The organism is Streptomyces pyxinae (assembly GCF_024756275.1).
GTDB lineage: Bacteria > Actinomycetota > Actinomycetes > Streptomycetales > Streptomycetaceae > Streptomyces > Streptomyces pyxinae.
Window position 1 is genome coordinate 35,087 of the sequence record NZ_JANUGQ010000029.1, and the last position, 24,823, is coordinate 59,909.

The following is a 24,823-nucleotide window of genomic DNA, read 5'->3' on the forward strand; positions in this document are numbered from 1 at the left end:
CCCTGACGCTGTATCGCAACGGTATTGTGTGGCCATGACTGTGTGGGACCGGCCGGAGCCGCCGAATCAGCCCGTGCCGCTCGACCGGGAGCGCATCGTCGCCGCCGCCGTCGCACTGGCCGACGAGGGCGGGCTGAAGGCGGTGTCCCTGCGCAAGGTCGCCGCCCGGCTGGAGGCCGGCCCGATGCGGCTGTACGGATACATCGCCACCAAGGAGGAGCTGTTCGACCTCATGGTGGACGAGGTCCACGCCGAGATACTCTCCGAGGAGTCGCCCGGTGACTGGCGGGAGGCGCTGCGCGTCCTCGCCCACCGCACCAGGCGGTCCGCCCTCCGCCACGAATGGCTGGCCGACCTGCTGGGCGGCCGCCCGTCCCTCGGCCCGAACGGCCTCGCCGTGACCGAGGCCAACCTGGCCGCCCTCGACGGCCTGGCCGACGTCGACACCGTCATGCGCGCCGTGGAGACCGTCAGCGCCTATGTCATCGGCGCGATCAGGCGGGAGACCGCCAACCTGCGGGCCGAGCGCGCCACGGGCCTGTCCAAGCACGACTGGCAGCGCGCCTCCGGCCCGCATGTGACGAGGATGCTCGCCACGGGCCGCTTCCCGGCGCTGGCCAAGGCCGTGTACGACGGCACGGACGTGGACGCCGAGACATCCTTCACGACCGGCCTGGACTGGGTCCTCGACGCCGTGGCCGCCAGACTCTCCCCGCCCCCGGCGTGACGCCCGGCTCCTGCCGCGGGCGAGCGGGGCCGGAGCCGGTATCCACGGGCCGTGCGGGTGTGGGTGCCGCCGTCAGATTCAGCGACGCATGAGCCTCGGGCGAATACTGGACCTGGTAGTGGCTCATGCCACCCCTGTCCCGGGCTCCTGAGGAACGCAACCGGTGAAGTCGCCGGCGCGGAGCCGGGCGATGACGGCATCGTCCTCCTCGTCGGCGCCCGTCGTGGAGAGCGCCCACTCGGTCAGCACCAATTGCGGTTGCTCCGCCGGAGCGTCTCCGATCTCGGCCTCGGACGCGGCCAGTCGCTCGGGTTCGTGCCCGAGGGCAACGCGGACTCCGTTGATCGTCGCCGGGACCCGGCCCTCCCTGCCGGCGACGCTGGTGGTCCATGTAGTCCCGTCGTTCCCGCTCATGAGCACCTCCTGTGACGGCTCAAACCAACCAGGCGTTCGCCGGGTTCTGCGGGGCGTGTGCCGCATCGCACCCGAATAGGGGACCCGGCAATGGCTTCCGCGCACCGTCGCGCCATGCGAACGGGCCGCACCCCGGGATCACGAAGTGCCCGCCCGCCCGCGCCGGTCGGGCCGGGTCCGGAGGCGGTGGGCATGATCTGGAGGTCGATGCCGGGCCACTGGGCCATGGCCTCCAGCTGGTCCAACTGCTCGACCACCAGGCCCGGATCGTCACCGACGGGGGGTACGGAGCACCACCCGGAGATACGAGGGGCCTCGTTGAAGAATCTCCTGACGGCGCATCCGGTTGTCCTCCTCGGCGGTGATGGCGTCAGGCTCTTTTCGGATGCGCGCCTCCTGGTGGAGCGCCAAGGCATGGGCCCGCGTCTGGAGGAGGCCGGAGATCAGCGAATTGGCCCAGCCGCGCTCATAGGTCGCGTAGTCCTCGAACGACACCAGGGAGCCGAACACTTCGGGGAGGCCCGGGTCGTCCATCCACCAGCCGCGGTCCTGGTCCGCGACGAGTCGCACCAGGGCGTCCCGCTCGGCCTCGGTCGCGTCGCAGGCGTCCGTGATGGCCCGCGGCGTCGGCAGCCGGAGGCGGCCCCGGTCCTGCGGTCAGGGGGTGGGGCCGGGCAGTGGGTGGTCCGGGGTGTCCAGCCACAGGTGCTGCCCGGCCGGATCGACGGTGAGGCCGGCGCGATCCCGGGACGGGGCGCCGAGGGCCTGCCACCGGCGGTATGCGGTCTCCGCCTCGGTCCACAGGCGGCGGGGGCCGAACTGCTCGGTCTCGTACCTCCCGGCGCCGGGCACGTACTCGACGGTCGCCCAGGAGCGGCGGTCGTCGGCCAGCAGCCAGAGGGTGGCCTCGCCGCTGTCGTCCCGGGCCTCCGCGAGGAGGTACCAGGCGTCGGGCAGGGCCAGCCCGGTGTGGAAGAGGCCGTCGGGGTCGGTGGTGAAGGCGCGGGGGTCCAGGTCCGTCCGGCCGGGTTCGCCCCGGTCGTCGCGGTGGTGGAAGTCGCTGAGGAAACCCCGGTGCGGGCGGGCGACGCGGCCGCGCATGAACGCGGGCCAGCCGGTGAAGCGGCCCGTGGCCCGGCCGTCGGCCACGTCCAGGACGGCGTACGAGTGCGAGAAGAAGCTGCCGCCCCAGGGCGCCACGATCCGGCCGCCCGGCGCCTGTTCGACCCAGGCGTACGGGATCTCCGGCACCGTGTAGGTCGCGATCAGCCGGTCGTACGGCGCCCCTTCCGGCCATCCCGCGGCCGCGTCTCCGGCGCCGAGCCGAGGCGCGTACCCGGCGGCGGCCAGCGCCTTGGCGGCCCGCTCGACCAGGCCGGCGTCGATGTCCACCGAGGTGACGTTCCGGTCCCCGAGCCGGTGGCAGAGCCAGGCCGCGTGGTACCCGGTGCCGGTGCCCGCCTCCAGCACCCGCTGCCCCGGGTGCACATCGAGCAGCTCCAGCATCTCCAGCATGACCGAGGGCATGGAACTGGACGAGGTCGGCAGCCGGTAGTCGCCCTCGGGCGCGGGCCGTCCGTCATTGACCTGGGTGATCACGGGCACGTCGGCGTAGACGGCTGCGAGCCAGCGCGCCGGATCCGAGGAGCGGTCGACCCGCCGGCCGCCCACCTCGATCTCGTCCGGCAGGAACAGGGCCCGGGGGACGGCCCGGACGGCCTCCGCCCAGGTGTCCGGGAGGGTGCCCTCGCCGGTGAGGGCGTCGACGAGGGCCTGGGGCGTGGTCACTTCTGCGGCTTCTTCGGCGGGTTCGTCACCGGCTTCGTCCACTGTCCGTCCGACTCCCGGGGAGACTGCTGCTGGTCCCCGTCGGCTCCGCCCTTGCCGTCACCGTGCTTTCCGCGCATGGCTGCTCCTGTTTCATGTCGATGTCGCGGTACGCATCCTTGCGACTTCGAAGAGTGGTCGACCAGTCGGTTTCCGGCCGCTCGATCGCCGCTCCCGCGGTCGGACGCCTGGTCACCCTGACGACCTTGTCCGGCCTCGCGGCCGAGCGGGGGCCTGGTCGGTGCAGGTGACGCGACAGGTCACGTCCGTGCCTCCCGGGTGTGCGGGTCGTAGGCGGCCCACGCTTCTTCGGAGGTGTGCATGGCGGGCTCGTGAGCCGACTCGGCGGCGTCCTAGAGGACGGGGTGGACCAGGGAGAGCCAGACCATCCGGCGGCCCCTCATCGGCTTCCACCCGATACGACGAATGAGTCGGGTACGGCTTCGCCGGCTGTGCGCCCGGCGCGCACGGCGCAGGTCCCGCGAATCGGTCGGATTACCTCCGCTGGAGCGGAGAGCACTTGTCCCTCGTGCGTTCGAGGTCACCGCTACTCGCGCAACCTCCGCTCGCGCGGAGCACGCGCCGTTCAGGTTACGGCCTCCGAGAGACCGCGTCGCGCCTCTTGCCGGAAGTCACATACCCGTCACCGGGCCGTGGTGACAGAGGAAGCCTGCCCAGAGGGTGTGACCAGGAATAATCGGTGGGGGCGCGGTTACCCTCGGTGGCATGAGCTGGCTCCGCGCGCTGAAGGCGACCGCACGGTCGGGGCTGACGGTGGAGCGGCGGCGGCTGGAGCCGCTGGTGGCGCTGCGCGGAGCGGCGGGGCTGGCGCTGGTGGTCGGGGTGAGCCTGGCCCTGTTCGGGCCGGGGGTGGCGGCGAGTTCGGCGTTCGGGGCGTTCCAGGCGGCGATCGCGACCTTTCAGCGGAGCTGGCGGCCCCGGGCGACGCTGGCGCTGGCCTCGGGGGCGAGCCTGGCGGTCTCGACGTTCCTGGGGTACCTGACCGGGGCGCATGTGGCGCTGTTCCTGGCCCTGCTGCTGGTGTGGACGTTCCTGGCGGGGCTGCTCTGGGCGGCCGGGACGACGGCGGGGATCATCGCCTCGTCCAATGTGGCGATCATGCTGGTCACGGTGACCCTGCCGACCTCGGTGGCGGACGCGGCCGCGCACGCCGGGATGATCGCGGTCGGCGGGCTGGTGCAGGCGGCGCTGATCGTGCTGGTGCCGATCCGCCGCTGGGGCGCCCAGCGGGACGCGCTCGCGGACGCGCTGGCGGCCGAGGCCGACTACGCCCGGCGGCTGCGGCACGACCCGTACGCGCCGTTCGACCCGGTGCCGCTGATGACCGCCCGTAACGCCGCCGCCGTCAGCCCCCGCCAGGCCCGGCACCGGCCCGCCGAGCTGCACGGGGCGCGCGGGCTGGCCGAGCGGATCCGGCCGGTGCTCGCCTCGCTGGCCGACCCCTCGGTGGGCGTACCGGCGGAGGGACCGGAGCGGGACCGGGTGCGGGAGTTGCTGGCCGCCGCCGCGCAGGTGCTGGATTCCGCCGCCCGGGCGGTACGGAAGGGAGTCCCCGCCACCATTCCGCCCGGCGCCCTCGCCGCCCTCCGGACGCCCGACACCGCCGCCCTCTTCTCCGGGCCGCCGCGCCGCGCCGCCGCCCGGCTCGCCTCGCTGCTGGAGGACGTGGTGGAGACGGCCGGCCCCACCGACCGGGCCGACATCGGTGACCTGCGGGAACGGCCGCCGCTGCTGAGCCTGCTCCCAGGCGTGCTGCGTACGGTGCGCCGGGAGCTGCGCGCCGACTCCCCGGTGCTGCGGCACGCGGTGCGGGTCTCGGCGGTCGCGGGGGTCGGCTATCTCATCGGGGCGGCACTGCCGCTGGGCCACGGCTACTGGGCGCCGATGGCCGCCGTGATGTCGATGCGCCCGGACTTCACCCAGACCTACGCCCGCTCGGTCGCCCGCTTCTTCGGCACCCTGCTGGGGGTGGCGCTGGCCACCGGGATCGTCCGGCTGGTCACCCCGGAGACGTACGCCTCGGCGGTGCTGGCGGTGGTCTGCGCCTTCGGGATGTATCTGCTGATGCGCACCGGATACGCCGCCGGGCAGATCTTCGTGGCGGCGTACGTCGTCTTCCTGCTCGGCATGGGCGGCGAGCAGTGGACCCAGACCGTGCCCGAGCGGGTGGTGCTCACCCTGCTGGGCGGGGTGCTGGCGATGGCGGCGTACGCGGTCTACCCGGCCTGGGAGACGCCCCGGCTGCGGACCCGGCTGGCGGACTGGCTGGCGGCGGACGGGCGGTACGCGGCCCAGGTGGTGGCGCACTACGCGGACCCGGCGGCGAGCGGGGCCACCGCTGCCGTACGGGAGTCCCTGCTCGCCACCCGGGACGCCCGGGTCGCCTGGCAGGACGCGCTGGAGCGGGCCGCCCATGAACCGGTGCGGCACCGGGGGCTCTCCCGGGCGGCGGCCGGGGACGCCGAGCACGCGCTGGCCCAGTTCGGCCGGGTGGCGATGCTGATGGAGGCCCATCTGCCGGACCGGCGGGCGACCCCGCTGCCGGCTGCCGCCGCGCTGTCCGAGGAGCTGGCCCACGCCACCCGGCAGGGCGCCCGGGAGGTGCGCGAGCGGCGGGCCCCGCGCTGGGAGAACCTGCGGGAGCTGGTGGCGGGGCCGCCGTGGACGACGGCGCCGGGGGAGGAGGCCGGGACCTCCGACGGGGGCGAGGGGACACCTGCCGGGACCCCCGGTGAGGCCGGGGCGGCGGAGACCCCCGATGGGGGCGGGGCCGGGAAGGCCGGAACCTCCGCCGGGAGCGACGCCGGGGCGGCGGCCGGGGCCGGGAGGGTGGACGATCCGGTGGTGCGGAACGGGGCGCGGATGCTGCTGGAGGCGCTGGACGCGCTGACCGAGGCGCTGGCGGACGGCACCGGCCCGGGCGGCCGGGACCGGCGGGACGGAAAGGGGACGGGGGCCGGTCGGCGCGAGGCCGGTTAGCCGAGCGGGGCGAGCCGGGGTGGTGGACCGCCGGCGGGGCCCGCCCGGCGGACGGTTGCCGCGGGTCCGGCGGCGGACCACCGGCGGGGATCCCGGTCAGCCGGCGGCCGGCAGGGAGTCCGGCAGGGCGGTCGGGAGCTCGGCCGGGATGTCGGATTCGGCGGCCTTGACCAGGGTGTCCCGGGTGCCGCCGTACCAGGTGACGACGAGGTTCGAGCCCTTGGCCGGGCGGGCGGTGCCGCTGGCGCGGGTGGTGTCGCCGTCGTTGCACTTCAGCGCCAGAGACACCGCGCCCGAGGCGGCCGTGGCCGTGCCCTGACAGACCCGGGCCTCCGCGATGACCAGCGCCTTGCCGCGCCGGATGGTCAGACTGACCGGCTTGCCGGCGGAGGAGAGACCCGCCCAGGAACCCTCCTGGGCGGGCGCCCCGGTGGGGCCGGCCGGGGCGGTGCCGGTGGGCGCGGTGGGCGCTGTCGGCGCTGTCGGTGGGGTGCTCCGGTCCGTACCACGGTCCTTGGCGTCACCGCCGTCGCCGGACGGGCCGCCGCAGCCGGTGAGGACGGTGAGCGCGGCGATCCCCAGACAGAGGGCGGTGGCCGCCCTGGCGGACCCGGTGGTGCTGCGGCTGGGCACGTCGGCCCTCCTCGTCGGTGCACGGTGACGGGACGCCGACAAGTTACCAGCGGTTCACCCGGCGCCTCCAGGGCCGGGAAGCGCCCGGGAGGACCGCCGCCCGCCGCCGGGAACGGGCCCCGCCCGGAGCGGCCTCCGCCGGGAGGGGGCCCACCATGAACGGCCCCTCCGGGAGCGGCCTCCGGCTCGGGGCCCGGGAACGGGCCCCGCCGGGTACGGTCCCGCCGGGAACGGACCCCCGCCGGGAACGGCCCCCGGCTCGGGGCCCGGGGTGGCCTTGTCGCGCCGGACGCCGGCGGCGTCCTGGTCGGGTCTCCGGCCCGGGCCGCGGGAGCGGGCCCCGCCGGGTTCGGCCCCGTCGTGAACGGGTCCCGCTGGGAGCGGGCGCCGCTGGGAACGGGCCTCGCCCGGAACGGGTCCCGCCGGGAACGGGCTCCGCCGGGTTCGGCCCCGTCGTGAACGGGTCCCGCTGGGAGCGGGCGCCGCTGGGAACGGGCCTCGCCCGGAACGGGTCCCGCCGGGAGCGGGCTCCGCCGGGTACGGCTTCCGGCTCGGGGCCCGGGGCGGCCTTGTCACGCCGACGCCGGCGGCGCCCTGGTCGGGTCTCCGGCCCGGGCCGCGGGAGCGGGCCCCGCCATGAACGGACCCCCGCCGAGAGCGGGCCCCGCCGGGTTCGGCCCCGTCGTGAACGGACCCCCGCTGGGAGCAGGCGCCGCTGGGAGCAGGCCTCGCCCGGAGCGGCCTCCGCCATGAACGGGCGCCGCCGTGAACGGGTCCCGCCATGAACGGGCGCCGCCGGGAACGGACCCCCGCCGTGAACGGCCCCCGGCTCGGGGCCCGGGGTGGCCTTGTCGCGCCGGACGCCGGCGGCGTCCTGGTCGGGTCTCCGGCCCGGGCCCCGGGCGGACCACCCCCGGCGCCCCGGAAACGCCTCCCGGGAGCGGCCTCCGGCCCGGGCCCGGGGAGGGCGACCGGCCCGCCTACCAGGAGGACTTGCGGACGCCCGGGAGGTAGCCGGCGTGGGCCTGTTCGCGGAGTCGTACCCGGGAGACGCCGAACTTCCGCAGATGGCCGCGCGGCCGGCCGTCCACGCTGTCCCGGTTGCGCACCCGGGTGGCGCTGGCGTCGCGCGGCTGGCGGCCCAGTTCGGCCCGGGCGGCGAGCCGTTCGGCCTCCGGCGTTTCCGGGCGGCGGATCAGTTCCTTCAGCTCGGCGCGGCGGGCGGCGTACCGCGCCACCACCTCCTTGCGGTGCTCATTGCGCGCGATCTTGCTCTTCTTCGCCATCAGACCTTCACCCCCCGGGCGCGGATCCGGGCGACGGCGGCCTCGACGCCGATGGTGTCGATGGTCTTCACCGCGCGGGCGCTGAGGGTGAGCCGGACGTACCGGCCCTCGCTCGGCAGCCAGTAGCGCTTCCGCTGGATGTTCGGGTCGAAGCGGCGGGAGGTGCGCCGGTGGGAGTGCGAGACGCGGTTGCCGAAGCCGGGCCGGGCGCCGGTCAGTTGGCAGTGGGCGGACAAGGGTGACCTACCTCTCCAGGGGCCTTTTGTTAATGGGAACCATTTTCAGTTACTGTACACGCCATGGCCCGCAACGAACTCCGACCGGTCATCAAGCTCCGGTCCACGGCCGGCACCGGCTACACCTACGTCACCCGCAAGAACCGCCGTAACGACCCCGACCGGCTCACGCTGCGCAAGTACGACCCCGTCGTGGGCCGGCACGTCGACTTCCGAGAGGAGCGCTGACCCATGAAGCAGGGCATCCACCCGCCGTACGGCCCCGTCGTCTTCCGCGACCGGGCCGGCGGCTTCGCCTTTCTGACCCGCTCCACCATGACCAGCGACCGGACGATCGACTGGGAGGACGGGAACACCTACCCCGTCGTGGACGTCGAGATCTCCTCCGCGAGCCACCCCTTCTACACGGGGCAGGCCCGGGTGCTGGACACCGCCGGGCGTGTGGAGCGCTTCGAGCGGCGGTACGGCCGGCGCGGAGCCCGCTGATGCTGTCCGTCGCCGTGGTCGCCGGACTGCACGCGGAGGCCCGCACCGCCACCGTGGACCGGCTGCTCGCCACCGTGCCCGGCAGTGTGGCGCTCCATCACGACCTGGCCACCGCCGCCGGCCGGCGCACCGTCACCCGTACCGTGCGGGACGCCACCGGGGTGCTGTCGAGCGGTGAGGCGCCGCTGGTCAACGACTGCGCCTGCTGCGCCCTGCGCGAGGACCTGGTGCCCGAGCTGGAGCGGCTGGCCGGGGCCGGACTGACCCGGCTCGCGGTGGTCGAGCTGTGGGACTCGGTCGAGCCCAAGGCGATGGCCGAGGTGGTGGCGGACGCCGGCCTGGAACTGGGTGCCGTGATCACCGCCGTCGATCCGGCCCTGATCCTCTCCTGCCTGGGCAACGGCGACGACCTGGCCGAGGCCGGGCTCGCCGCCGCCCCGTCCGACCGGCGGACGGTGGCCGACACCTGGGCGCGCCAGCTGGAGTACGCCCCGGTGCTCGCCGTGCTGGACAACCCGGCCGCCGACGACGAGGACCGGGCGCTGCTGGCCCAGCTCCACCCGACGGCCCGCCGGGTCCCGGTGCCGGACGGGGACGGGGCGCTGGCCGCCGCCGCGCTGGCCGGGTTCGACGTGGAGGCGGCCGCCGCCGCGCAGCACCCGGCCTGTGCGCTGCTGCCGCAGGAGGCGGAGGCGGCCGGGGTGGGGACGTACGTCTGGCACCGCCGCCGCCCCTTCCACCCCGGGCGGCTCTACGCGGCGCTGGAGGATCTGACCTGCGCGGCGGCCCGCAGCCGGGGGCGCTTCTGGCTGGCCGACCATCCGGACACCCTGCTCGCCTGGGACGCGGCCGGGGGCGCCCTGTGCGTGGAGAGCGCGGGGCCCTGGCTCGCCGCGCTGCCGGACGCCGCCTGGGAGCTGGTGCCCCCGGTGCGCCGGGCGGCGGCCGCGCTGGACTGGGACGGCGAGCACGGGGACCGCTGCCAGCACCTGGTCTTCACCTCGCCGGACCTGGACCGGGAGGGGCTCGCGGAGCTCCTCGACTCCTGTCTGCTCACCGACACCGAGTACGCCGCGGGCCGCGACGCCTGGAAGCGGTTGCCGCCCGCCTTCGACGCCCTGCTGGAGGTCTGACCCATGACGCCCCCCGCCCCCCGCCATGTCTCGCGGCCCGCTCCCGCCGCCGGGCGCGGTTCCGGCTCCGCCGGCCGCCGCGCCGCCGGTGGCCGGGCCGCCCGGAGCAAGCCCAATCCGCTGGACCGGGACCGCATCACCTACATCGACTACAAGGACACCGATCTGCTGCGGAAGTTCCTCTCCGACCGGGGCAAGATCCGCAGCCGCCGGGTGACCCGGGTCTCGGCCCAGCAGCAGCGGATGCTGGCCCGCGCGATCAAGAACGCCCGGGAGATGGCGCTGCTGCCGTACGGCTCCGCGCCCCGCTGAACCAGGAGCGGGCGGGAGGCCGTTCGCCGGCCGGGCCCCCTGACCGGGACCCGGCGGCCCCGTCGTACCGTGGAGTAGGTACGGCGGGGCTTTTCCTTGCCCGGCGCGGGAGCCGAAACGGTCTCCGGCGCGTTCTTCATAGGGAGAGACCTCGGCCGGCGCCGGCTCTGTAATCGGAGCAGCACCCCACGTGCACGTGCATATGCTCATGCAGTTGCACGGGATTGCCAGGCTATGATCCGGCTGGTTGACACCTGCATCTGTCTTTCGGGGAGCTTTCTGTGCGTGACGTGTACAACGGCATGGCGGCCACAGAGCTTCGCGGTGTCGTGTGGCAGAAGAGCCGGCACAGCAACTCGCAGGGCTCCTGCGTGGAGTTCGCCAAACTGCCGGGCGGCGACGTCGCCGTACGGAACTCGCGCCACCCGGACGGGCCCGCCCTGGTCTACACGCCGGCCGAGATCGAGGCCATGCTCGCGGGCGTCAAGGACGGGGAGTTCGACCATCTGGTCTCCGGCTGACCCCGGTCGCGGCCCGGGTGCGGTGCCGGAGGCCGAGCCGGCGCCGGGTGCCGGAACACCGCCGGGTCCGGGTCCGGTCCCGGGGTCCGGAACGGTACCCGGCACCGGCCCGGCGCCGGGTGCCGTTCCGGTCCGGCCGCTCCGGGCCGGACACCGGGCGCCCGTCCGGTCCGCCCGCACCCGGTCCTCACCCGCCCGGTCCGTGCCTGGCCGCCGCGCGACCGACCCCCGTACGCCCGCGCGGCGGCCCGGCTGTCCGGCCGCCCGGGTACGGGGCTCCCGCCCGTCCGGCGGCCGTGGGGTGGCCGGCGCCCGTCTCGCCGGCCGGGGACCGTCCGGCCGCTGCCCGGCCGGACGGAGGACGTACGGTCAGGGAACGGCCGGCTCGGCGCCGGGCGCGGGGACCGGGGCGGCCGGCAGCGCCAGGGGCTCGGACAGCAGGAAGAGCGCCCAGACCACCTTGCCGCGCAGCTTCCCGGCGAGCGGGTGCCAGCCCCAGCCGTCGCTGAACGACTCGACCAGGAGGAGCCCGCGCCCCGACTCGGCCGAGAAGTCCTCGTCGGCCGTCCGGCAGGCCGGTCCCTGCGGGCTCGGATCGCGCACCGCGCACACCAGCCGGCCGGCCAGCCGCATCAGGTGCAGCCGCACCTGCGGCTCGTGCGGAAGCTCGTGCGCGCAGTCGGTCGGCACGGCATGCCGCAGGGCATTGGTGACCAGCTCGGAGACGACCAGGGACACATCGTCGAACCGGTCCCCGAGCTGCCAGCGGTCGAGCGTGGAGCTGGTGAACCGCCGGGCGCCGCGCACCGCTTCGAACCGGGCGGGGAGCGCACAGGACGCCGAGGTGGAGACGGCGGCGGCGTCGAGCGGAGGAAGGCCCTGCCTTAACGGCGCGAGCATGGTCGATCCATTCGTCCCCATGCGAGGCACTCCCCGGGTTCCGCGGCTGTGGTGCTCCAACACGAACGAGTGCGCAGCTGCGCGAGGACCATGGTTCCGAAACCGACTGGGCGATGCAAGGGCAGATGCACGTGCACGCGCCCGACCTGTCCGCCCCCGTACTAGTAACGTGCTAAATCTTCCGCCTATATTTTTTACAGCTTCCGGCCAAGACTTCGCTCTTCCGTAATCGAACGAGTACGGGGAGGAGCGTTTGGTGGCAGAATCCGGCACTCGGGGCTCGGGGGTGCTCCGTCGTACACACCAGCGATGGGGAGGGTAGGAGACGTGACCGCAGGTGAATCGAGCGGTTCCGTGGTGCGACGCATCCTGCTGGGCTCGCAGCTGCGCCGGCTGCGCGAGTCGCGCGGCATCACGCGCGAGGCGGCCGGCTACTCGATCCGGGCGTCCGAATCGAAGATCAGCCGCATGGAGTTGGGCCGGGTGAGCTTCAAGGCGAGGGACATCGAGGATCTGCTCACCCTCTACGGAGTCACCGACGACGCCGAGCGCGGCGCGCTGCTGGCGCTCGCCCGGGAGGCCAACGTGGCCGGGTGGTGGCACAGCTTCGGCGATGTGCTGCCCGGATGGTTCCAGACGTACGTCGGCCTGGAAGGGGCCGCCTCGCTGATCCGTATCTACGAGGTGCAGTTCGTCCACGGGCTGCTCCAGACCGAGGCGTATGCCCACGCCGTGGTCGAGCGCGGCATGCCCGGGGCGCCGCGCGCCGAGATCGACCGCCGGGTGGCGCTGCGCCTGGAGCGGCAGAAGGTGCTCGTCTCCGAGCGGGCACCGCACTTTCACGCCGTTCTCGACGAGGCGGCGCTGCGCCGCCCGTACGGTGACCGAAAGGTGATGCGGGATCAGCTGCGACACCTCATCGACGTCTCCGAGCAGCCCAATGTCACCCTCCAGGTCATGCCGTTCAGCTTCGGCGGCCACGCCGGGGAGAGCGGCGCCTTCACCATGCTGCGCTTCCCGGAGTCGGACCTGTCCGACATCGTCTATCTGGAGCAGCTGACCAGCGCGCTCTACCTGGACAAGCCCGAGGAGGTCGCGCAGTACGAGCGGGTGATGGGGCGGCTCCATCAGGACAGCCCGGCGCCCGAGGAGAGCCGGGACCTGTTGCGGGGGCTCCTCCAGCTCGGCTGAGTGCCGCCGACCGCCTTCAACTTCACTGCTGCGCACGTAGGATGACGTCCCGTCACGGTGGTGCGGCCGATGCGCGGCCGGCCGGCCGTGCGACCCGCGGCCGGGGCGCCCGGCAGGCGCCCCGCCCCGCCCCGGATCCGGAAGGGATGGCATGTCCTACTTCACAGACCTGGCCCTGCAGTACATCGACGGTGAGTGGCGGGCCGGCGGTGGCTCGTGGGACATCATCGACTTCAACCCGTACAACGAGGAGAAGCTCGCCTCGATAACGATCGCCACCGTGGACGAGATCGACCAGGCGTATCGGGCGGCCGAACGGGCCCAGCCCGCCTGGGCCGAGACCAACCCGTACACCCGGCGGGCCGTCTTCGAGCGCGTCCTGCGGATCGTCGAGGACCGCGAGGAGGAGATCACCGAGGCGATCATCGCGGAGCTCGGCGGCACCCGCGGCAAGGCGGGCTTCGAGCTCCACCTGGCCAAGGAGTTCCTGCGCGAGGCGGTCCATCTGTCGCTCCGGGCTGAGGGGCGGATCCTGCCCTCCCCGGTCGACGGCAAGGAGAACCGCCTCTACCGGGTGCCGGTCGGCGTGGTCGGGGTGATCAGCCCCTTCAACTTCCCGTTCCTGCTGTCGCTGAAGTCGGTCGCCCCGGCGCTGGCGCTGGGCAACGCGGTGGTGCTCAAACCGCACCAGAACACCCCGATCCTCGGCGGCGCCCTGGTGGCGAAGATCTTCGAGGACGCCGGACTGCCGGCCGGCCTGCTCAATGTGGTGATCACCGACATCGCGGAGATCGGTGACGCGCTGATCGCGCACCCGGTGCCCAAGGTCATCTCGTTCACCGGCTCCGACCGGGTGGGCCGGCATGTCGCCACCGTCTGTGCCGCCAACTTCAAGCGCTCGGTGCTCGAACTGGGCGGCAACAGCGCCCTGATCGTGCTGGACGACGCCGACCTGGACTACGCGGTGGACGCCGCCGTCTTCAGCCGGTTCGTGCACCAGGGCCAGGTCTGCATGGCCGCCAACCGGGTGCTGGTCGACCGGTCGGTGGAGCGGGAGTTCACCGAGAAGTTCGTCGCCAAGGTGCGGACGCTCAGGACCGGCGACCCGGCCGACCCGGCCACCCACATCGGCCCGCTCATCAACGCGGGTCAGGCGGAGGCGGTCGGCGCGCTGGTGGAGCAGACGGTGGCGGCGGGCGCCACGGCCCTGCTGCGCGGCACCACCGAGGGCAATGTCGTCGGCCCGACCGTGCTCGGCGGGCTGCCGGCCGACGCCCCGGTGCTGAACCAGGAGATCTTCGGCCCGGTCGCGCTGATCGTGCCCTTCGACGGCGAGGACGAGGCGGTACGGATCGCCAACGACTCCCCGTACGGGCTGAGCGGCGCCGTCCACACGGGCGATGTCGAGCGGGGCGTCCGGCTCGCCAAGCGCGTCCACACCGGGATGATCCACATCAACGACGGCACCGTGCACGACGAGCCGATCGTGCCGTTCGGCGGCGAGAAGCACTCCGGCATCGGGCGGCTGAACGGCGAGGCCACGGTGGACGCGTTCACCACCTACAAGTGGATCTCCATCCAGCACGGCCGCAGCGGGTTCCCGTTCTGACGGCCGCCGTTCCATACCCGTGCCGCCGGCGCTTCCGGTGCCACGGGACTCTCGTGCCGGGCCCATCGCGGACAGAGGCTGACCGCATGTGGTCCTAGCGTGAGGGTGTCGCCGGGGAACGCCCCGTCGGCACGTTCGCGGAGAGGCGGTACGGACATGGTCACCCACGTTTCCCCCGAGGCGCCCGGCGACGAGCGCGGCGCGCTGCTGGCCTTCCTGGAGGCCCAGCGCGGCGCCCTCCGCCGTTCGGTGCACGGGCTCACCGAGGAGCGGGCCGCCTCCCGGCCCAGCGCCAGCGGGCTGTCACCCTCCGGGCTGCTCAAGCATGTCGCGGAGGTGGAGCTGGGCTGGCTGCGGATGGCCCAGGGGCGGCCCAACGAGCGGGAGCGCACCGAGGAGACCTGGGCGGACAGCTTCCGCCTGGTGGAGGGCGAGACGATCGCCGGGACGCTGGAGTTCTGGGACGGGGTGGCCCGGGAGACCGAGGAGTTCCTGCGCTCGGTGGACAGCCTGGACGACACCTTCGCGCTGCCGCCCGCGCCCTGGTACCCGAAGGACGAGCGGGTCTCGATGCGCTGGATGGCGCTGCATCTGCTGGAGGAGTTCGCCCGGCACGCCGGCCACGCGGACGTGGTGCGGGAGTCGCTGGACGGCAAGTCCTCGCTCGACCTGGTGGCGGACGCGAGCGGCCGGCAGGGGGACTGAGGCCGCACGGGTGACGGGGACACGGCCGCGCCCGCGCGTCTCCGGGGACCCGGCGCCCGGCTCCCCGCGTCCCCCGGGCCCGGCCCCCGGCCGCCCGAGCCCGGCCGCCGAGCCCGGCCCCCGGAGCCGTATCCCCGCCCGGGCCGGCCCGGCCCGCTGCGTACCCTTGCCCTGGTCAGCACTGACGAGACAGGGGTGCACATGTCGGCCATCCGGCTGCTGGTCCTCGGCGCCGTGCGGCAGCACGGGCGGGCGCACGGCTACCAGATCCGCAACGATCTGGAGTACTGGGGCGCCCACGAGTGGTCCAACGCCAAGCCGGGGTCGATCTACCACGCGCTCAAGCAGATGGCCAAGCAGGGGCTGCTGCACGCCTACGAGACCGCCCCGAGCACCGCGGGCGGACCACCGCGCACCGAGTACGAGATCACCGAGCGCGGCACCGAGGAGTTCCTGGCGCTGCTCCGCGCCGGGCTGGCCTCGCCGGACGCCGGGCCGGACTCCCTCGCCGGGGCGCTCGGCTTCATGGTGGAGCTGGAGCGCGCCGAGGTGCTGGAGCTGCTGGCCGAGCGGGTGGCGGCGCTGCGGCGGTGGCGGGACGCGGTCACCGAGTACTACACCCCGGCCGAGGGCCCCGAGCGGCTGGGCCACATCGGCGAGATCATGAACCTCTGGGTGCACTCCGCCGACACCGGCGCCGAGTGGACCCGGGGCCTGGTCCGGCGCGTCGAGGAGGGCGCGTACACCTTCGCCGGGGAGGGGGAGCCCTTCGTCGGCGTGCTGCCCGAGGGCGAGGAGAACCCGTACGCCACCGGGGTCCGGCACCCCGGCGACGCCCGCTGACCGGCTTCCGCCGGCCGGCCTGACGCCGGCGAGGGCGAACGCTCCGGCGCTGTGGCCCGAGCCACTGATCAAGTTTGATTAATGGCCGGGGAAGGCTTACTCTTCCGGGCTCGTAGTCAAGTTTGACTACAGAGCTCCCTCAGGGGGCCGGGGAGGAGCGGAGGAGAGGCATGACGGACACCGACGCGATCGTGGTCGAGGGTGCGGAGAAGCGGTACGGCGAGAAGCGGGCGCTCGCCGGGCTGGACCTCACCGTCGGCCGGGGCACCGTCCACGGAGTGCTGGGGCCGAACGGGGCCGGCAAGACCACCGCCGTACGGATCATGGCGACGCTGCTGCGCCCCGACGCGGGCACCGTCCGGGTCGCCGGGTACGACGTCCGCGCCCGGCCGGCCGAGGTGCGGCGCCGGATCGGGCTGCTGGGCCAGCACGCGGCGCTCGACGAGGCGCTGAGCGGCCGGCAGAACCTGGAGATGTTCGGGCGCCTGTACCGCCTGGGCGCCCGCCGGGCCGGGGCCCGCGCGGACGAGCTGCTGGCCCGGTTCGGGCTGGACGGCACCGGGCGCAAGGCGGTGAAGCAGTACAGCGGCGGTATGCGGCGCCGGCTCGACCTGGCCGCCTCGCTGATCACCGAGCCGGAGGTGCTGTTCCTGGACGAGCCGACCACCGGACTCGACCCGCGCGGCCGGACCGAGGTATGGAACGCGGTGCGCTCGCTGGTCGGCGGCGGTACGACGGTGCTGCTCACCACGCAGTACCTGGAGGAGGCCGATCAGCTCGCCGACCGGATCTCGGTGGTCGACGGAGGCCGGGTCATCGCGGACGGCACCGCCGACGCGCTGAAGAACCGGGTCGGCGGCGACCGGATCGACGTGGTGGTGCGGGACGCCGCCCGGCTCGCCGAGGCGGCCGCGCTGCTCCCGGCCGGGGCCGTGGTGGACGCGGACCGGCGGCTGGTCAGCGCCCCCGCCCCGGACCGGATGGCCGCGCTCACCGGAGCCGTCCAGGGGCTGGCGGCGGCCGGGATCGAGGCGGCGGACATCGCGGTCCGCCGCCCCACCCTGGACGAGGTCTTCCTGCACCTGACCGGAGGGCCCGGCCGACCGGGAGAGCCGGGCGGTCCGGGCGGACCGGGTGCCCCCGGGGGACCGGCCGGACGGGGTGGCCCCGAGGGGTCCGGCGGGCCGGGCGGCGGGGCTCACACGGCTCACAGGGCTCAGGGGATTCACGGTACTCACGGGACTCACGTACGGGGCGGCGGGACCGAGACGGCGGAGGTGTCGGCATGAGCGCGCTGACCTGGGCGGCGGCCGATTCCTGGACCATGACCCGGCGGGAGCTGGCGCACTGGGCCCGGCAGCCCGGACAGCTGATCGTCGGGCTGGTCTTCCCGGTGATGCTGCTGTTGGTGTTCGGCCATCTGATCGGCGGCGGCCGGGGCGTCGACGGCGCGTACATCGACTTCCTGGTCCCCGGCATGCTGGCCCTCACCATGGCCTTCGGGCTGGAGTCGACCATGCTCGCGGTGACCCAGGACCTCAACAAGGGCGTGATCGACCGCTTCCGGGCCATGCCGATGGCCGACGGGGCGGTCCTGGTCGGGCGGTCGGTCGCGGACATGCTCCAGTCGGCGGTGGGCCTGGCCGTGCTGCTGGCGGTCGGGTACGCGGTGGGCTGGCGGCCCGGTGGCGGGGCCGGGGCGCTCCTGGCCACCGCGGGGCTGCTGCTCCTGCTGCGTCTCGCCATGCTGTGGGTCGGCATCCAGCTCGCGATGGTGGCCGGGCGGCCGGAGCTGGTGCAGGCGGTGCAGATCCTGGTCTGGCCGGTGGGCTTCCTCTCCAACGCGTTCGCGGCGCCCGTGTCGATGCCCGGCTGGCTGGCGGCGGCCGTGGAGTGGAACCCGGTCTCGGCCACCGCGACGGCGGTACGGGAGCTGGTCGGCTCGCCCGGGGCGGTCGCGGCGGCGGGTGACTCCTGGGCGGCCCAGCACGCCGGGGCGCTGGCGGTGGCCTGGCCGCTGCTGCTGCTCGCGGTCTTCTTCCCGCTCGCGGTGGGCCGGTTCCGGCGGCTCAGCCGCTGAGCGGCGGCGGACCGCCGCCGGTGGGGCCGGTGCGCCCCGGCCCCGGCCCCACCGGGACCGGGGCCGGGGCGGCTGCGGGCTTGCACCTCACGCGGCGTGAGGCGCCAGAGTCGGGGGCGTACCGGAAAACGAGCGGTACCGAGAGAAGAAGGGAGCGGGAAGCCATGGGCTGGTCCGTGGGACAGGTCGCGGGTTTCGCCGGGGTGACGGTGCGCACGCTGCACCACTACGACGAGATCGGGCTGCTCTCCCCGAGCGGCCGCAGCCACGCGGGGCACCGGCGGTACGACGACGCCGACCTCGACCGGTTGCAGCAGATCCTGTTCTACCGGCGGCTCGGCTTCCCGCTCGACGAGGTCGCGGCCCTGCTGGACGACCCCGGCGCGGACCCGAGGGAGCACCTGCGCAGGCAGCACTCCCTCCTGACCGCGCGGATCGGGGAGCTCCAGCGGATGGCCGAGGCCGTCGAGCACGCCATGGAGGCGAAGAGCATGGGCATCACCCTGACCCCCGAGGAGCGGTTCGAGGTCTTCGGGGAGCACGACCCGGAGCAGTACGCCGAGGAGACCGAGCGGCGCTGGGGGAACACCGAGGCGTACGCCGAGTCCCAGCGCCGGACGGCCGGCTACACCAAGGCCGACTGGCAGCGCCACCGCGACGAGTCGGAGGACTGGTACGCCCGCTACACGGCGCTGCTGGCCGAGGGCGAGCCCCCGGCCGGCGAGCGGGCGACGGAGCTGGCGGAGGAGCACCGCCGCCGGATCACCGACTGGTTCCACGACTGCCCGCACGCGATGCACCGGTGCCTGGGCGAGATGTATGTGACCGACGAGCGCTTCCGCCGGCACTTCGAGGAGCGGGCGCCCGGCTTCGCGGAGCACCTGCGCGCGGCGATCGACGCCAACGCGGCCCGGTACGGCGCCTGACCTGCCGGAACGGGGCCGGCCCCGCGCCCATGGGCCCGGACCGGTCCCGCTCCGGGGCCCTTCCGGGCTCGTTCCGGAGCCGTTCCGGGCTCGCTCCGGGTCCGTTCCGGCGGAAGGTGTGGAGGCCGGACGGAGGGGCGGTGAGGGGCGCTGGAACCCGGGCGTCCGGCGTGGCGTTGATAGCTTTGGGCTGCCGTCCTCTCCGCCCCACCCAACCTCTGGAGCTTCCGAACCCGTGAATACGCTCGCGCTCGGACCGAGCTGGCTGGATCCGGACTATCTGATCCAGACCTTCGGCCTCATCGGTGTCCTGGTCATCGTCTTCGCGGAATCGGGCCTGCTCATCGGGTTCTTCCTGCCCGGGGACGCGCTGCTCTTCACCACCGGTCTGCTGGTCGCCACCGACAAGCTGAACCACCCGCTGTGGCTGGTCTGCACCCTGATCGTGGTGGCCGCCGTCGTCGGTGACCAGGTGGGCTATCTCTTCGGCCGCAAGGTCGGCCCGGCGCTCTTCAAGCGCCCGGACTCCCGCCTCTTCAAGCAGGAGAACGTCGAGAAGGCGCACGAGTTCTTCGAGAAGCACGGCCCGAAGTCGCTGATCCTGGCGCGGTTCGTGCCGATCGTGCGGACCTTCACGCCGATCATCGCGGGCGTCAGCCGGATGAACTACCGCTCGTTCATCGTCTTCAACGTGATCGGCGGACTGATCTGGGGCGTCGGGGTGACCGTGCTGGGCGCCTCGCTCGGCAAGGTCGAGTTCGTGCACAAGAACATCGAGCTGATCCTCATCCTGATCGTGCTGATCTCGGTGGTGCCGATCGTGATCGAGTACCTGCGCGCCCGCTCCCAGGGCAAGAAGGCGGCCGGTGCCGACTCCGACGACTCCCGGCGCGGCCCGGCCGACACCGCCCCGCTCCCGCAGGCCTTCCACCCGTCCGAGGACGGGTACCCGTCCCACGAGGACGCGTACCCGTCCCCGGACTCGTACCAGCCCCAGCCGGGCCCGTACCGGGCCGACCAGGACCCGTACCAGGGCCAGGAGCCGTACCGGGCCCAGCAGGACCCGTACCAGCGGTCCCCCCAGGGCGGCCAGTACCCGTACCAGCCCCGGCAGGACGCGTACCAGCAGCCGCAGGACCCGTACCAGCAGTCCCAGCCGCAGCAGCAGCCGTATCAGCAGGAGCAGCCGCAGAACCCGCAGCGCGGCCGGCACGCCAAGCGCTGAGCCCGGCTCCGCCGGGCCCGGCGGAGCAGGCCGAGGCGGAGCCTCAGAAGCCGCGCGTCCGCTTGGCCGCGCGGCGGGCGCTGGCCTTGGCCGGGGCCAGCATGAACATCCGGGCCATCTCACCGCCCAGGTTCACCCCGATCGCGATGGCCAGCGCCAGGGCCGCCGCCCGGGCGAGCGAGCTGAGCCCGTCGTTGAGGTTGTTCTGCGCGATGTTCAGCACCCCGAGATAGGTGGCGCTACCGGGCAGCAGCGGGCCGATCGCGGCGGTCACGTACGGCAGTGACGAGGTGTGCTGGTACCGGGCCATCAGCTGTCCGAAGAGGCCCACCAGACCGGCCGCGGCGGCCGTCGCCAGCTCCCGGGAGCCATTGGCGGTCACGGCGATCGCGGCGTACGTCACCCAGGCCACCCCGCCGCTGAAGGCCACGAAGAGCACGGTGGATCGTTCCTGCTGGAGCAGGACCGCGAAGGCCGCCGCCAGCACCATGGCGGCCACTATCTGGACGACCGGCCGCTCCTCGGCCTGGAGGGCGGCCTCCGGGCTGAGCTTGGCGCCCAGCTGCACCCCCACGTAGAGCGCGCTGAGCACGCCGACCACGATGCCGACGAAGAAGTATCCGACCTCCAGCAGCCGCGCCGCCGCGGTGATGTAGAAGCCGGTCAGTCCGTCCTGCACGGCGGCCACCAGCACCCGCCCCGGGATCAGCGCGAACAGCCCACCGGTGATCACCGCCGAGGGCTTCAGCCCGGCGTGCAGCAGACTCACCGTCACGCCCAGCGCGGCGGGCGGCACCGCCGCCACCGCGAACTGGTAGAACTCCGGCAGTCCGCGCCCGGCGCAGAGCCAGGCCAGCCGGTCGCCCAGCATCGCGCCCGCCGCCGTGATCAGGAAGACCGCGAGTCCGCCGCCGAGCAGCATCGAGGCCGCGCCCGCCAGCAGTCCGGCGGCGACCGTGAGCACCCAGCCGGGGTAGGGATGGCGGTTCCGCCGTATCTCCGCCAGCCGCCGGTACGCCTCCTCCAGGGTGGTCTCGGAGCCCTCCGCGTTGATGTCCGCGACCAGCGCGTAGACCGCGGAGAGCCGGGTGTAGTCGGTGCCCCGGCGGCGTACCGTCCGGTTCGCCGTCACCGGGTCGTCCACCAGCGAGGGCTGATACGTGATCGAGAGCAGGGTGAAGGTGACCGTCGGCTCGCAGCGGTCCAGCCCGTAGGAGCGGCAGATCGCGAACATCGCCGCCTCGACGTCCTCCGCGCCCTCGCCCCCGGCCAGCAGCAGTTCGCCGATCCGGAGGGTCAGGTCGAGCACGCGCGGCACGGCGGGACCGGATTCGTCCTGTCGCTGCACCGCCTCCGGCACCGGCCGTTCGCTCACCGGTATCCGCAGCATGGTGCGCATCCGGTCCTGCCAGGGCGCGTCCCGGGGGAGGGTGAGCGCCGGGAAGCCGTGGGCCGGGGTGAAGGCGGGCGGGGAGTGCTGCGCGCTGTACGTGGAGGGCCGCGCGAACGCCGATCCCTCGGGCTCGGCGGCCGGGGCCTCCGGCGCCTGCCCCAGACCGGCCGGGAAGGCGAACTCCGAGGTGGGCTGGTCGAGATCGGGAAGCGGCGGCTGCTCCACCCCGGCCGGCGGGGTGAACGCGCTGCGCCCCTCGTCCGCCTGCGGCTTCCGGTCCTCCACGGCCTCCGGCTGCTCAGCCACCACGGTGTTCGTCCTCACTCCCATCCGACCCGTGTGCCCAGTATGGGCATGCCCAAGAGAGCGGCGCGCACGGGCCCGGGTGAGCGGAACCGGGCCGTCCGGTGAACGGCCGGGCAGGCCCGCGCGGATGGCCGGCCCAGGTCACCGCCGCCACCCGGCCCGCCGGCCCTGGTCCGCTCACGACGGCGGGCCCGGCCACGGGCACGAGCGCGGCCACCGACGGCGGACACGACCACCGACGGCCACCACGGCGGCGGGCGGCAGGGCACGAGCGCGGCCACAGCCTCGCGGCGGTGCACGACAAAGGGACGGCCGGCCCGGACGCCATGGGCGCGGCCTCGGGCGGCAGGGCGCGAGCGCGATCACGGCGACGGGTGGCGGGGCGTGAGCGCGGCCCCGGACGGTCGGCCCGACAGCGGGCCCGCCCACGGGCACGAGTGCGGCCACCGGCCACCGACGGCGGCCACGGCGACGGACGGCGAGCACGAGCACGGTCAGCGCCGGCGGGCACGGGCGCGGCCCCGGCCGACCCGGGCGCGGACACGGCGACGGGCGGTGCTCCCCGAGGGAAGACACCGCCCGTACGGCGATCAGGTGATCAGGTGATCAGCGGCGAGCGCTCGGCGCCCGCGACCGGCCCCGGCGCAGCAGCCGGCGCGCCCGGTGAGCGGGGTGCGCTCAGTGCGCGCCGCCCTGCGCCTCCAGGCGCTTGTAGGAGGCCTCGATCTCGGCCTCGGCCTCGGTGCGGCCCACCCAGTTGGCCCCCTCGACCGACTTGCCGGGCTCCAGGTCCTTGTAGACCTCGAAGAAGTGCTGGATCTCCAGGCGGTCGAACTCCGAGACGTGGTGGATGTCCCGCAGGTGCTCCACGCGCGGGTCGGAGGCCGGCACGCAGAGCAGCTTGTCGTCGCCGCCCGCCTCGTCGGTCATCCGGAACATGCCGATCGCGCGGCACTTGATCAGGCAACCGGGGAAGGTCGGCTCGTCCAGGAGAACGAGGGCGTCCAGCGGGTCGCCGTCCTCGCCCAGGGTGTTCTCCACGAAGCCGTAGTCGGCCGGGTAGCTGGTCGAGGTGAAGAGGCGGCGGTCCAGCCGGATGCGGCCGGTCTCGTGGTCCACCTCGTACTTGTTCCGCGAACCCTTCGGGATCTCGATGGTGACGTCGAACTCCACGGGTGGCTCCTCCAAGATCAACACAACTGTCGGTGAAATACGTCGGGTGACACTGCGCCCCCAGCAGGATCGGACCGCCGTACTTCACCGGGGGTGCCGAGCTCAAGGCACAACTCAGTGGTTAAGTGTCCCTCACGCCACCATGTGCACGCGAAAGGGGCTGGTCAGCCGTGCTGGAGCCGAAGGCAGTACAGCTTGTCGCGGGCTCCGCCGTGCTCGGTCTGCTCCTGGCCACCGGTGCCGCCGCCCTCGCCGGCCCGTGGGACTCGGGCCAGCGTACGGCCGAGCGGGTCAGAGCAAGCGCCCGGCCCGTCACGGGTGGCGCAGATCACGGCCCGGGCGCCCCGGGGAGCGGCCCCGGTGACCGTACGGACGGGGCCTCCGGCGACCGTACGGACGGAGCCTCCGGCGACCGCGAGGACGGGGCCTCCGGCGACCGTCGGCCGGGCCCCGCCGCGGTCCCGTCCCCGGCGCCCAGCGCCGCCGCCGTGCTCGCCGCCCTCAGACCCGCCCCGGCCGCGCCGTCCGGGAAGCCGGAGCCCGGGACCTCCGGGCGGACCCCGGCCCCGGGGGAGCGGCCGGCCGCCGGGAAGCCCCCGGCCGGGCTCGCCGCCCTGCTCGACCCGCTGCTGGCCGATCCGGCGCTCGGCCCCCGGCACACCGCCGTGGTGGTGGACGCCGTCACCGGCAAGGAGCTGTACGGCAAGGGCGCGGCCGATCCGATGACACCCGCCTCCACGGCCAAGCTGGCCACCGCCGCCGCCGCGCTCGGCGCCCTGGGCCCGGACCACCGCATTCCGACCACCGTGGTGGCCGCCCCGGACGGCCGGAGCGTCACCCTGGTGGGCGGCGGCGACCCGACCCTGGACCGGCCGCGGCTCACCGCGCTGGCCCGGGACACCGCCCGGGCCCTGCGCGCCCGGAAGATCACCGGCGTCCGGCTCTCCTACGACACCTCCCGCTACCGGGGTCCCGAGCGCCACCCGATCGGCCCCAACGAGAACCTCGCCCCGATCAGCCCGCTGATGACCGACGAGGGCCGGCTCGACGGCTCGGCCGCCGGTCCGGCCCCCCGTTCGGACGATCCGGCCGGGGACACCGCCCGGAGCTTCGCCGCGCTGCTCACCGAGGCGGGCGTCCGCACCGAGGGTCCGCCCGCCCATGCCGGGGCCCCGCGCCGCGCCACCACCCTGGCGTCCACCCTCTCGGCGCCGCTCTCCGCGCTGGTCGAGCGCGCCCTGACGGAGAGCGACAACGACCTGGCCGAGGCGCTGGCCCGGGCGACCGTGCTGGCCGCCGGCCGGCCGGCCGCCCTCACCGCCACCGACGCGGCGGTACGCGGCCGGCTCGCCGGGCTGGGGCTGCCGCTGGCCGGCACCCGGTTCGGGGACGGCAGCGGGCTCGACCGGGGCGACCGGGTCTCCGCCCGGCTGCTCGCCGGCCTGCTCGCCCGGGCCGCCGACCCCCGCCACCCGGAGCTGCGCCCGATCCTCACCGGACTGCCCGTCGGCGGCTTCACCGGCACTCTGAAGGATCGTTACTCCTCCCCGGCGGCGGGCGCCGGTCTGATCCGCGCCAAGACCGGGACGCTCACCGGGGTGAACGCCCTGGCGGGCACCGTCGTCGGGGCCGGCGGCCGGCTGCTGGCCTTCGCCTTCCTGGCCGACGGGACCGATTCCCCGGACGCCGCCCAGGCCGCCCTGGACCGGCTGGCCGCCGCCCTGGCCCCGGCCGCCGCGTCCGCTCCCTCGCCCCCGGCCGCGTCGGACTGACCGGTACGCCCGCCCGGGGCGTGGTGCCTCCGCCCAGGGGCCGGTACGCCCGCCCGGGGCCGGCCTCCGGGGCCGTACGCCCGTCCCGGACTCCATGCCCCGGCGCCGTACGCCCGTCCCGGGGT

General features: G+C 74.5%; 26 protein-coding genes. 16 read left to right on the top strand and 10 right to left on the bottom strand.

Features of this window, described 5'->3' with window-relative positions:
* The first annotated feature begins 34 nt into the window (after positions 1–34).
* A complete protein-coding gene (locus tag NX801_RS25805) occupies positions 35–727 on the top strand; it encodes a TetR/AcrR family transcriptional regulator (RefSeq protein ID WP_258790309.1) in 693 nt (230 codons plus the stop codon).
* Between the two features lie 123 nt (positions 728–850).
* Here NX801_RS25805 and NX801_RS25810 read toward each other — a convergent pair whose 3' ends face one another.
* The 4 genes from NX801_RS25810 to NX801_RS25825 all read right to left on the bottom strand — a co-directional run bounded on the left by NX801_RS25810 (position 851) and on the right by NX801_RS25825 (position 3,048).
* Complete coding sequence (locus tag NX801_RS25810) at positions 851–1,141, bottom strand: hypothetical protein (RefSeq protein WP_258790310.1); 291 nt, start codon at positions 1,139–1,141, stop codon at positions 851–853.
* 270 nt (positions 1,142–1,411) lie between these two features.
* Positions 1,412–1,711: a DUF5753 domain-containing protein gene (locus tag NX801_RS25815; protein ID WP_258790311.1), complete on the bottom strand. Its 300-nt coding sequence runs from the start codon at positions 1,709–1,711 to the stop codon at positions 1,412–1,414.
* A gap of 87 nt (positions 1,712–1,798) precedes the next feature.
* On the bottom strand, positions 1,799–2,929 hold the full coding sequence (locus NX801_RS25820) for a methyltransferase domain-containing protein (protein ID WP_258790312.1): 1,131 nt from the start codon (positions 2,927–2,929) through the stop codon (positions 1,799–1,801).
* A complete protein-coding gene (locus tag NX801_RS25825; RefSeq protein ID WP_258790313.1) occupies positions 2,926–3,048 on the bottom strand; it encodes a hypothetical protein in 123 nt (40 codons plus the stop codon). Before NX801_RS25825 ends, NX801_RS25820 begins: the two co-directional genes overlap by 4 nt.
* 646 nt (positions 3,049–3,694) lie before the next feature.
* Here NX801_RS25825 and NX801_RS25830 point away from each other — a divergent pair.
* Positions 3,695–5,968 (top strand): FUSC family protein, encoded by a 2,274-nt coding sequence (locus NX801_RS25830; RefSeq protein WP_258790314.1) that lies wholly within the window; start codon positions 3,695–3,697, stop codon positions 5,966–5,968.
* A gap of 96 nt (positions 5,969–6,064) precedes the next feature.
* Here NX801_RS25830 and NX801_RS25835 read toward each other — a convergent pair whose 3' ends face one another.
* The 3 genes from NX801_RS25835 to rpmB form a co-directional block, all read right to left on the bottom strand.
* The gene (locus NX801_RS25835; protein ID WP_258790315.1) at positions 6,065–6,601 is read right to left on the bottom strand and encodes a hypothetical protein; all 537 of its coding nucleotides are present in this window, start codon (positions 6,599–6,601) and stop codon (positions 6,065–6,067) included.
* A 980-nt stretch (positions 6,602–7,581) separates the two neighbouring features.
* Entirely contained in the window at positions 7,582–7,887 is a 306-nt protein-coding gene (gene rpsN / locus NX801_RS25840) for a 30S ribosomal protein S14 (RefSeq protein WP_258790316.1), read from the bottom strand.
* Positions 7,887–8,123 (bottom strand): 50S ribosomal protein L28, encoded by a 237-nt coding sequence (rpmB, locus tag NX801_RS25845; RefSeq protein WP_258790317.1) that lies wholly within the window; start codon positions 8,121–8,123, stop codon positions 7,887–7,889. The genes rpsN and rpmB overlap by 1 nt, the downstream gene beginning before the upstream one ends.
* A 63-nt stretch (positions 8,124–8,186) precedes the next feature.
* Here rpmB and rpmG point away from each other — a divergent pair, with 63 nt between their 5' ends.
* The 5 genes from rpmG to NX801_RS25870 all read left to right on the top strand — a co-directional run bounded on the left by rpmG (position 8,187) and on the right by NX801_RS25870 (position 10,575).
* Positions 8,187–8,351: a 50S ribosomal protein L33 gene (gene rpmG / locus NX801_RS25850; protein WP_009192555.1), complete on the top strand. Its 165-nt coding sequence runs from the start codon at positions 8,187–8,189 to the stop codon at positions 8,349–8,351.
* Between the two features lie 3 nt (positions 8,352–8,354).
* On the top strand, positions 8,355–8,609 hold the full coding sequence (locus NX801_RS25855; protein ID WP_258790318.1) for a type B 50S ribosomal protein L31: 255 nt from the start codon (positions 8,355–8,357) through the stop codon (positions 8,607–8,609).
* A complete protein-coding gene (locus NX801_RS25860; protein ID WP_258790319.1) occupies positions 8,609–9,742 on the top strand; it encodes a CobW family GTP-binding protein in 1,134 nt (377 codons plus the stop codon). The genes NX801_RS25855 and NX801_RS25860 overlap by 1 nt, the downstream gene beginning before the upstream one ends.
* A gap of 3 nt (positions 9,743–9,745) precedes the next feature.
* On the top strand, positions 9,746–10,054 hold the full coding sequence (gene rpsR / locus NX801_RS25865; protein WP_258790320.1) for a 30S ribosomal protein S18: 309 nt from the start codon (positions 9,746–9,748) through the stop codon (positions 10,052–10,054).
* 281 nt (positions 10,055–10,335) lie between these two features.
* Entirely contained in the window at positions 10,336–10,575 is a 240-nt protein-coding gene (locus NX801_RS25870; RefSeq protein WP_258790321.1) for a DUF397 domain-containing protein, read from the top strand.
* A 369-nt stretch (positions 10,576–10,944) separates the two neighbouring features.
* On the opposite strand, the gene NX801_RS25875 is transcribed toward NX801_RS25870, so the two are convergent.
* Positions 10,945–11,496: an ATP-binding protein gene (locus NX801_RS25875; protein ID WP_258790322.1), complete on the bottom strand. Its 552-nt coding sequence runs from the start codon at positions 11,494–11,496 to the stop codon at positions 10,945–10,947.
* Positions 11,497–11,784: 288 nt separating this feature from the next.
* On the opposite strand from NX801_RS25875, the gene NX801_RS25880 reads away from it, so the two are divergent.
* From NX801_RS25880 to NX801_RS25915, 8 genes are all read left to right on the top strand, one after another.
* Positions 11,785–12,666, top strand: a complete 882-nt coding sequence (locus NX801_RS25880) for a helix-turn-helix domain-containing protein (protein WP_258790323.1) — start codon at positions 11,785–11,787, stop codon at positions 12,664–12,666.
* A gap of 151 nt (positions 12,667–12,817) precedes the next feature.
* Positions 12,818–14,275 carry an aldehyde dehydrogenase family protein gene (locus NX801_RS25885; protein ID WP_258790324.1) on the top strand — a complete coding sequence of 486 codons (1,458 nt, stop codon included), beginning with the start codon at positions 12,818–12,820 and terminating at the stop codon, positions 14,273–14,275.
* Positions 14,276–14,431: 156 nt separating this feature from the next.
* Positions 14,432–14,980, top strand: a complete 549-nt coding sequence (locus tag NX801_RS25890) for a DinB family protein (protein ID WP_258790325.1) — start codon at positions 14,432–14,434, stop codon at positions 14,978–14,980.
* A gap of 201 nt (positions 14,981–15,181) precedes the next feature.
* Positions 15,182–15,823: a PadR family transcriptional regulator gene (locus tag NX801_RS25895; RefSeq protein WP_258790326.1), complete on the top strand. Its 642-nt coding sequence runs from the start codon at positions 15,182–15,184 to the stop codon at positions 15,821–15,823.
* A 170-nt stretch (positions 15,824–15,993) separates the two neighbouring features.
* Entirely contained in the window at positions 15,994–17,112 is a 1,119-nt protein-coding gene (locus NX801_RS25900; protein ID WP_258790327.1) for an ATP-binding cassette domain-containing protein, read from the top strand.
* Positions 17,109–17,903 (top strand): ABC transporter permease, encoded by a 795-nt coding sequence (locus NX801_RS25905; protein WP_258790328.1) that lies wholly within the window; start codon positions 17,109–17,111, stop codon positions 17,901–17,903. Before NX801_RS25900 ends, NX801_RS25905 begins: the two co-directional genes overlap by 4 nt.
* A 164-nt stretch (positions 17,904–18,067) precedes the next feature.
* A complete protein-coding gene (locus tag NX801_RS25910) occupies positions 18,068–18,829 on the top strand; it encodes a MerR family transcriptional regulator (protein ID WP_258790329.1) in 762 nt (253 codons plus the stop codon).
* Between the two features lie 235 nt (positions 18,830–19,064).
* On the top strand, positions 19,065–20,054 hold the full coding sequence (locus NX801_RS25915) for a DedA family protein (protein ID WP_258790330.1): 990 nt from the start codon (positions 19,065–19,067) through the stop codon (positions 20,052–20,054).
* Between the two features lie 43 nt (positions 20,055–20,097).
* On the opposite strand, the gene NX801_RS25920 is transcribed toward NX801_RS25915, so the two are convergent.
* Both NX801_RS25920 and NX801_RS25925 read right to left on the bottom strand, forming a co-directional pair.
* The gene (locus NX801_RS25920) at positions 20,098–21,777 is read right to left on the bottom strand and encodes a threonine/serine exporter family protein (RefSeq protein WP_428986236.1); all 1,680 of its coding nucleotides are present in this window, start codon (positions 21,775–21,777) and stop codon (positions 20,098–20,100) included.
* Between the two features lie 654 nt (positions 21,778–22,431).
* Complete coding sequence (locus NX801_RS25925) at positions 22,432–22,926, bottom strand: inorganic diphosphatase (RefSeq protein ID WP_258790332.1); 495 nt, start codon at positions 22,924–22,926, stop codon at positions 22,432–22,434.
* Positions 22,927–23,096: 170 nt separating this feature from the next.
* Here NX801_RS25925 and dacB point away from each other — a divergent pair, with 170 nt between their 5' ends.
* Positions 23,097–24,698, top strand: a complete 1,602-nt coding sequence (gene dacB, locus NX801_RS25930; protein WP_258790333.1) for a D-alanyl-D-alanine carboxypeptidase/D-alanyl-D-alanine endopeptidase — start codon at positions 23,097–23,099, stop codon at positions 24,696–24,698.
* Positions 24,699–24,823: the final 125 nt, after the last annotated feature.

Excerpts from the sequence above, each read along its gene's own strand:
- NX801_RS25805 (WP_258790309.1), top strand. The coding sequence starts at position 35 with ATGACTGTGTGGGACCGGCCGGAGCCGCCGAATCAGCCCGTGCCGCTC.
- NX801_RS25810 (WP_258790310.1), bottom strand. The coding sequence starts at position 1,141 with ATGAGCGGGAACGACGGGACTACATGGACCACCAGCGTCGCCGGCAGG.
- NX801_RS25825 (WP_258790313.1), bottom strand. The coding sequence starts at position 3,048 with ATGCGCGGAAAGCACGGTGACGGCAAGGGCGGAGCCGACGGGGACCAG.
- NX801_RS25830 (WP_258790314.1), top strand. The coding sequence starts at position 3,695 with ATGAGCTGGCTCCGCGCGCTGAAGGCGACCGCACGGTCGGGGCTGACG.
- rpsN (WP_258790316.1), bottom strand. The coding sequence starts at position 7,887 with ATGGCGAAGAAGAGCAAGATCGCGCGCAATGAGCACCGCAAGGAGGTG.
- rpmG (WP_009192555.1), top strand. The coding sequence starts at position 8,187 with ATGGCCCGCAACGAACTCCGACCGGTCATCAAGCTCCGGTCCACGGCC.
- NX801_RS25855 (WP_258790318.1), top strand. The coding sequence starts at position 8,355 with ATGAAGCAGGGCATCCACCCGCCGTACGGCCCCGTCGTCTTCCGCGAC.
- NX801_RS25860 (WP_258790319.1), top strand. The coding sequence starts at position 8,609 with ATGCTGTCCGTCGCCGTGGTCGCCGGACTGCACGCGGAGGCCCGCACC.
- rpsR (WP_258790320.1), top strand. The coding sequence starts at position 9,746 with ATGACGCCCCCCGCCCCCCGCCATGTCTCGCGGCCCGCTCCCGCCGCC.
- NX801_RS25875 (WP_258790322.1), bottom strand. The coding sequence starts at position 11,496 with ATGGGGACGAATGGATCGACCATGCTCGCGCCGTTAAGGCAGGGCCTT.
- NX801_RS25880 (WP_258790323.1), top strand. The coding sequence starts at position 11,785 with ATGGGGAGGGTAGGAGACGTGACCGCAGGTGAATCGAGCGGTTCCGTG.
- NX801_RS25885 (WP_258790324.1), top strand. The coding sequence starts at position 12,818 with ATGTCCTACTTCACAGACCTGGCCCTGCAGTACATCGACGGTGAGTGG.
- NX801_RS25890 (WP_258790325.1), top strand. The coding sequence starts at position 14,432 with ATGGTCACCCACGTTTCCCCCGAGGCGCCCGGCGACGAGCGCGGCGCG.
- NX801_RS25895 (WP_258790326.1), top strand. The coding sequence starts at position 15,182 with ATGTCGGCCATCCGGCTGCTGGTCCTCGGCGCCGTGCGGCAGCACGGG.
- NX801_RS25900 (WP_258790327.1), top strand. The coding sequence starts at position 15,994 with ATGACGGACACCGACGCGATCGTGGTCGAGGGTGCGGAGAAGCGGTAC.
- NX801_RS25905 (WP_258790328.1), top strand. The coding sequence starts at position 17,109 with ATGAGCGCGCTGACCTGGGCGGCGGCCGATTCCTGGACCATGACCCGG.
- NX801_RS25910 (WP_258790329.1), top strand. The coding sequence starts at position 18,068 with ATGGGCTGGTCCGTGGGACAGGTCGCGGGTTTCGCCGGGGTGACGGTG.
- NX801_RS25920 (WP_428986236.1), bottom strand. The coding sequence starts at position 21,777 with ATGGGAGTGAGGACGAACACCGTGGTGGCTGAGCAGCCGGAGGCCGTG.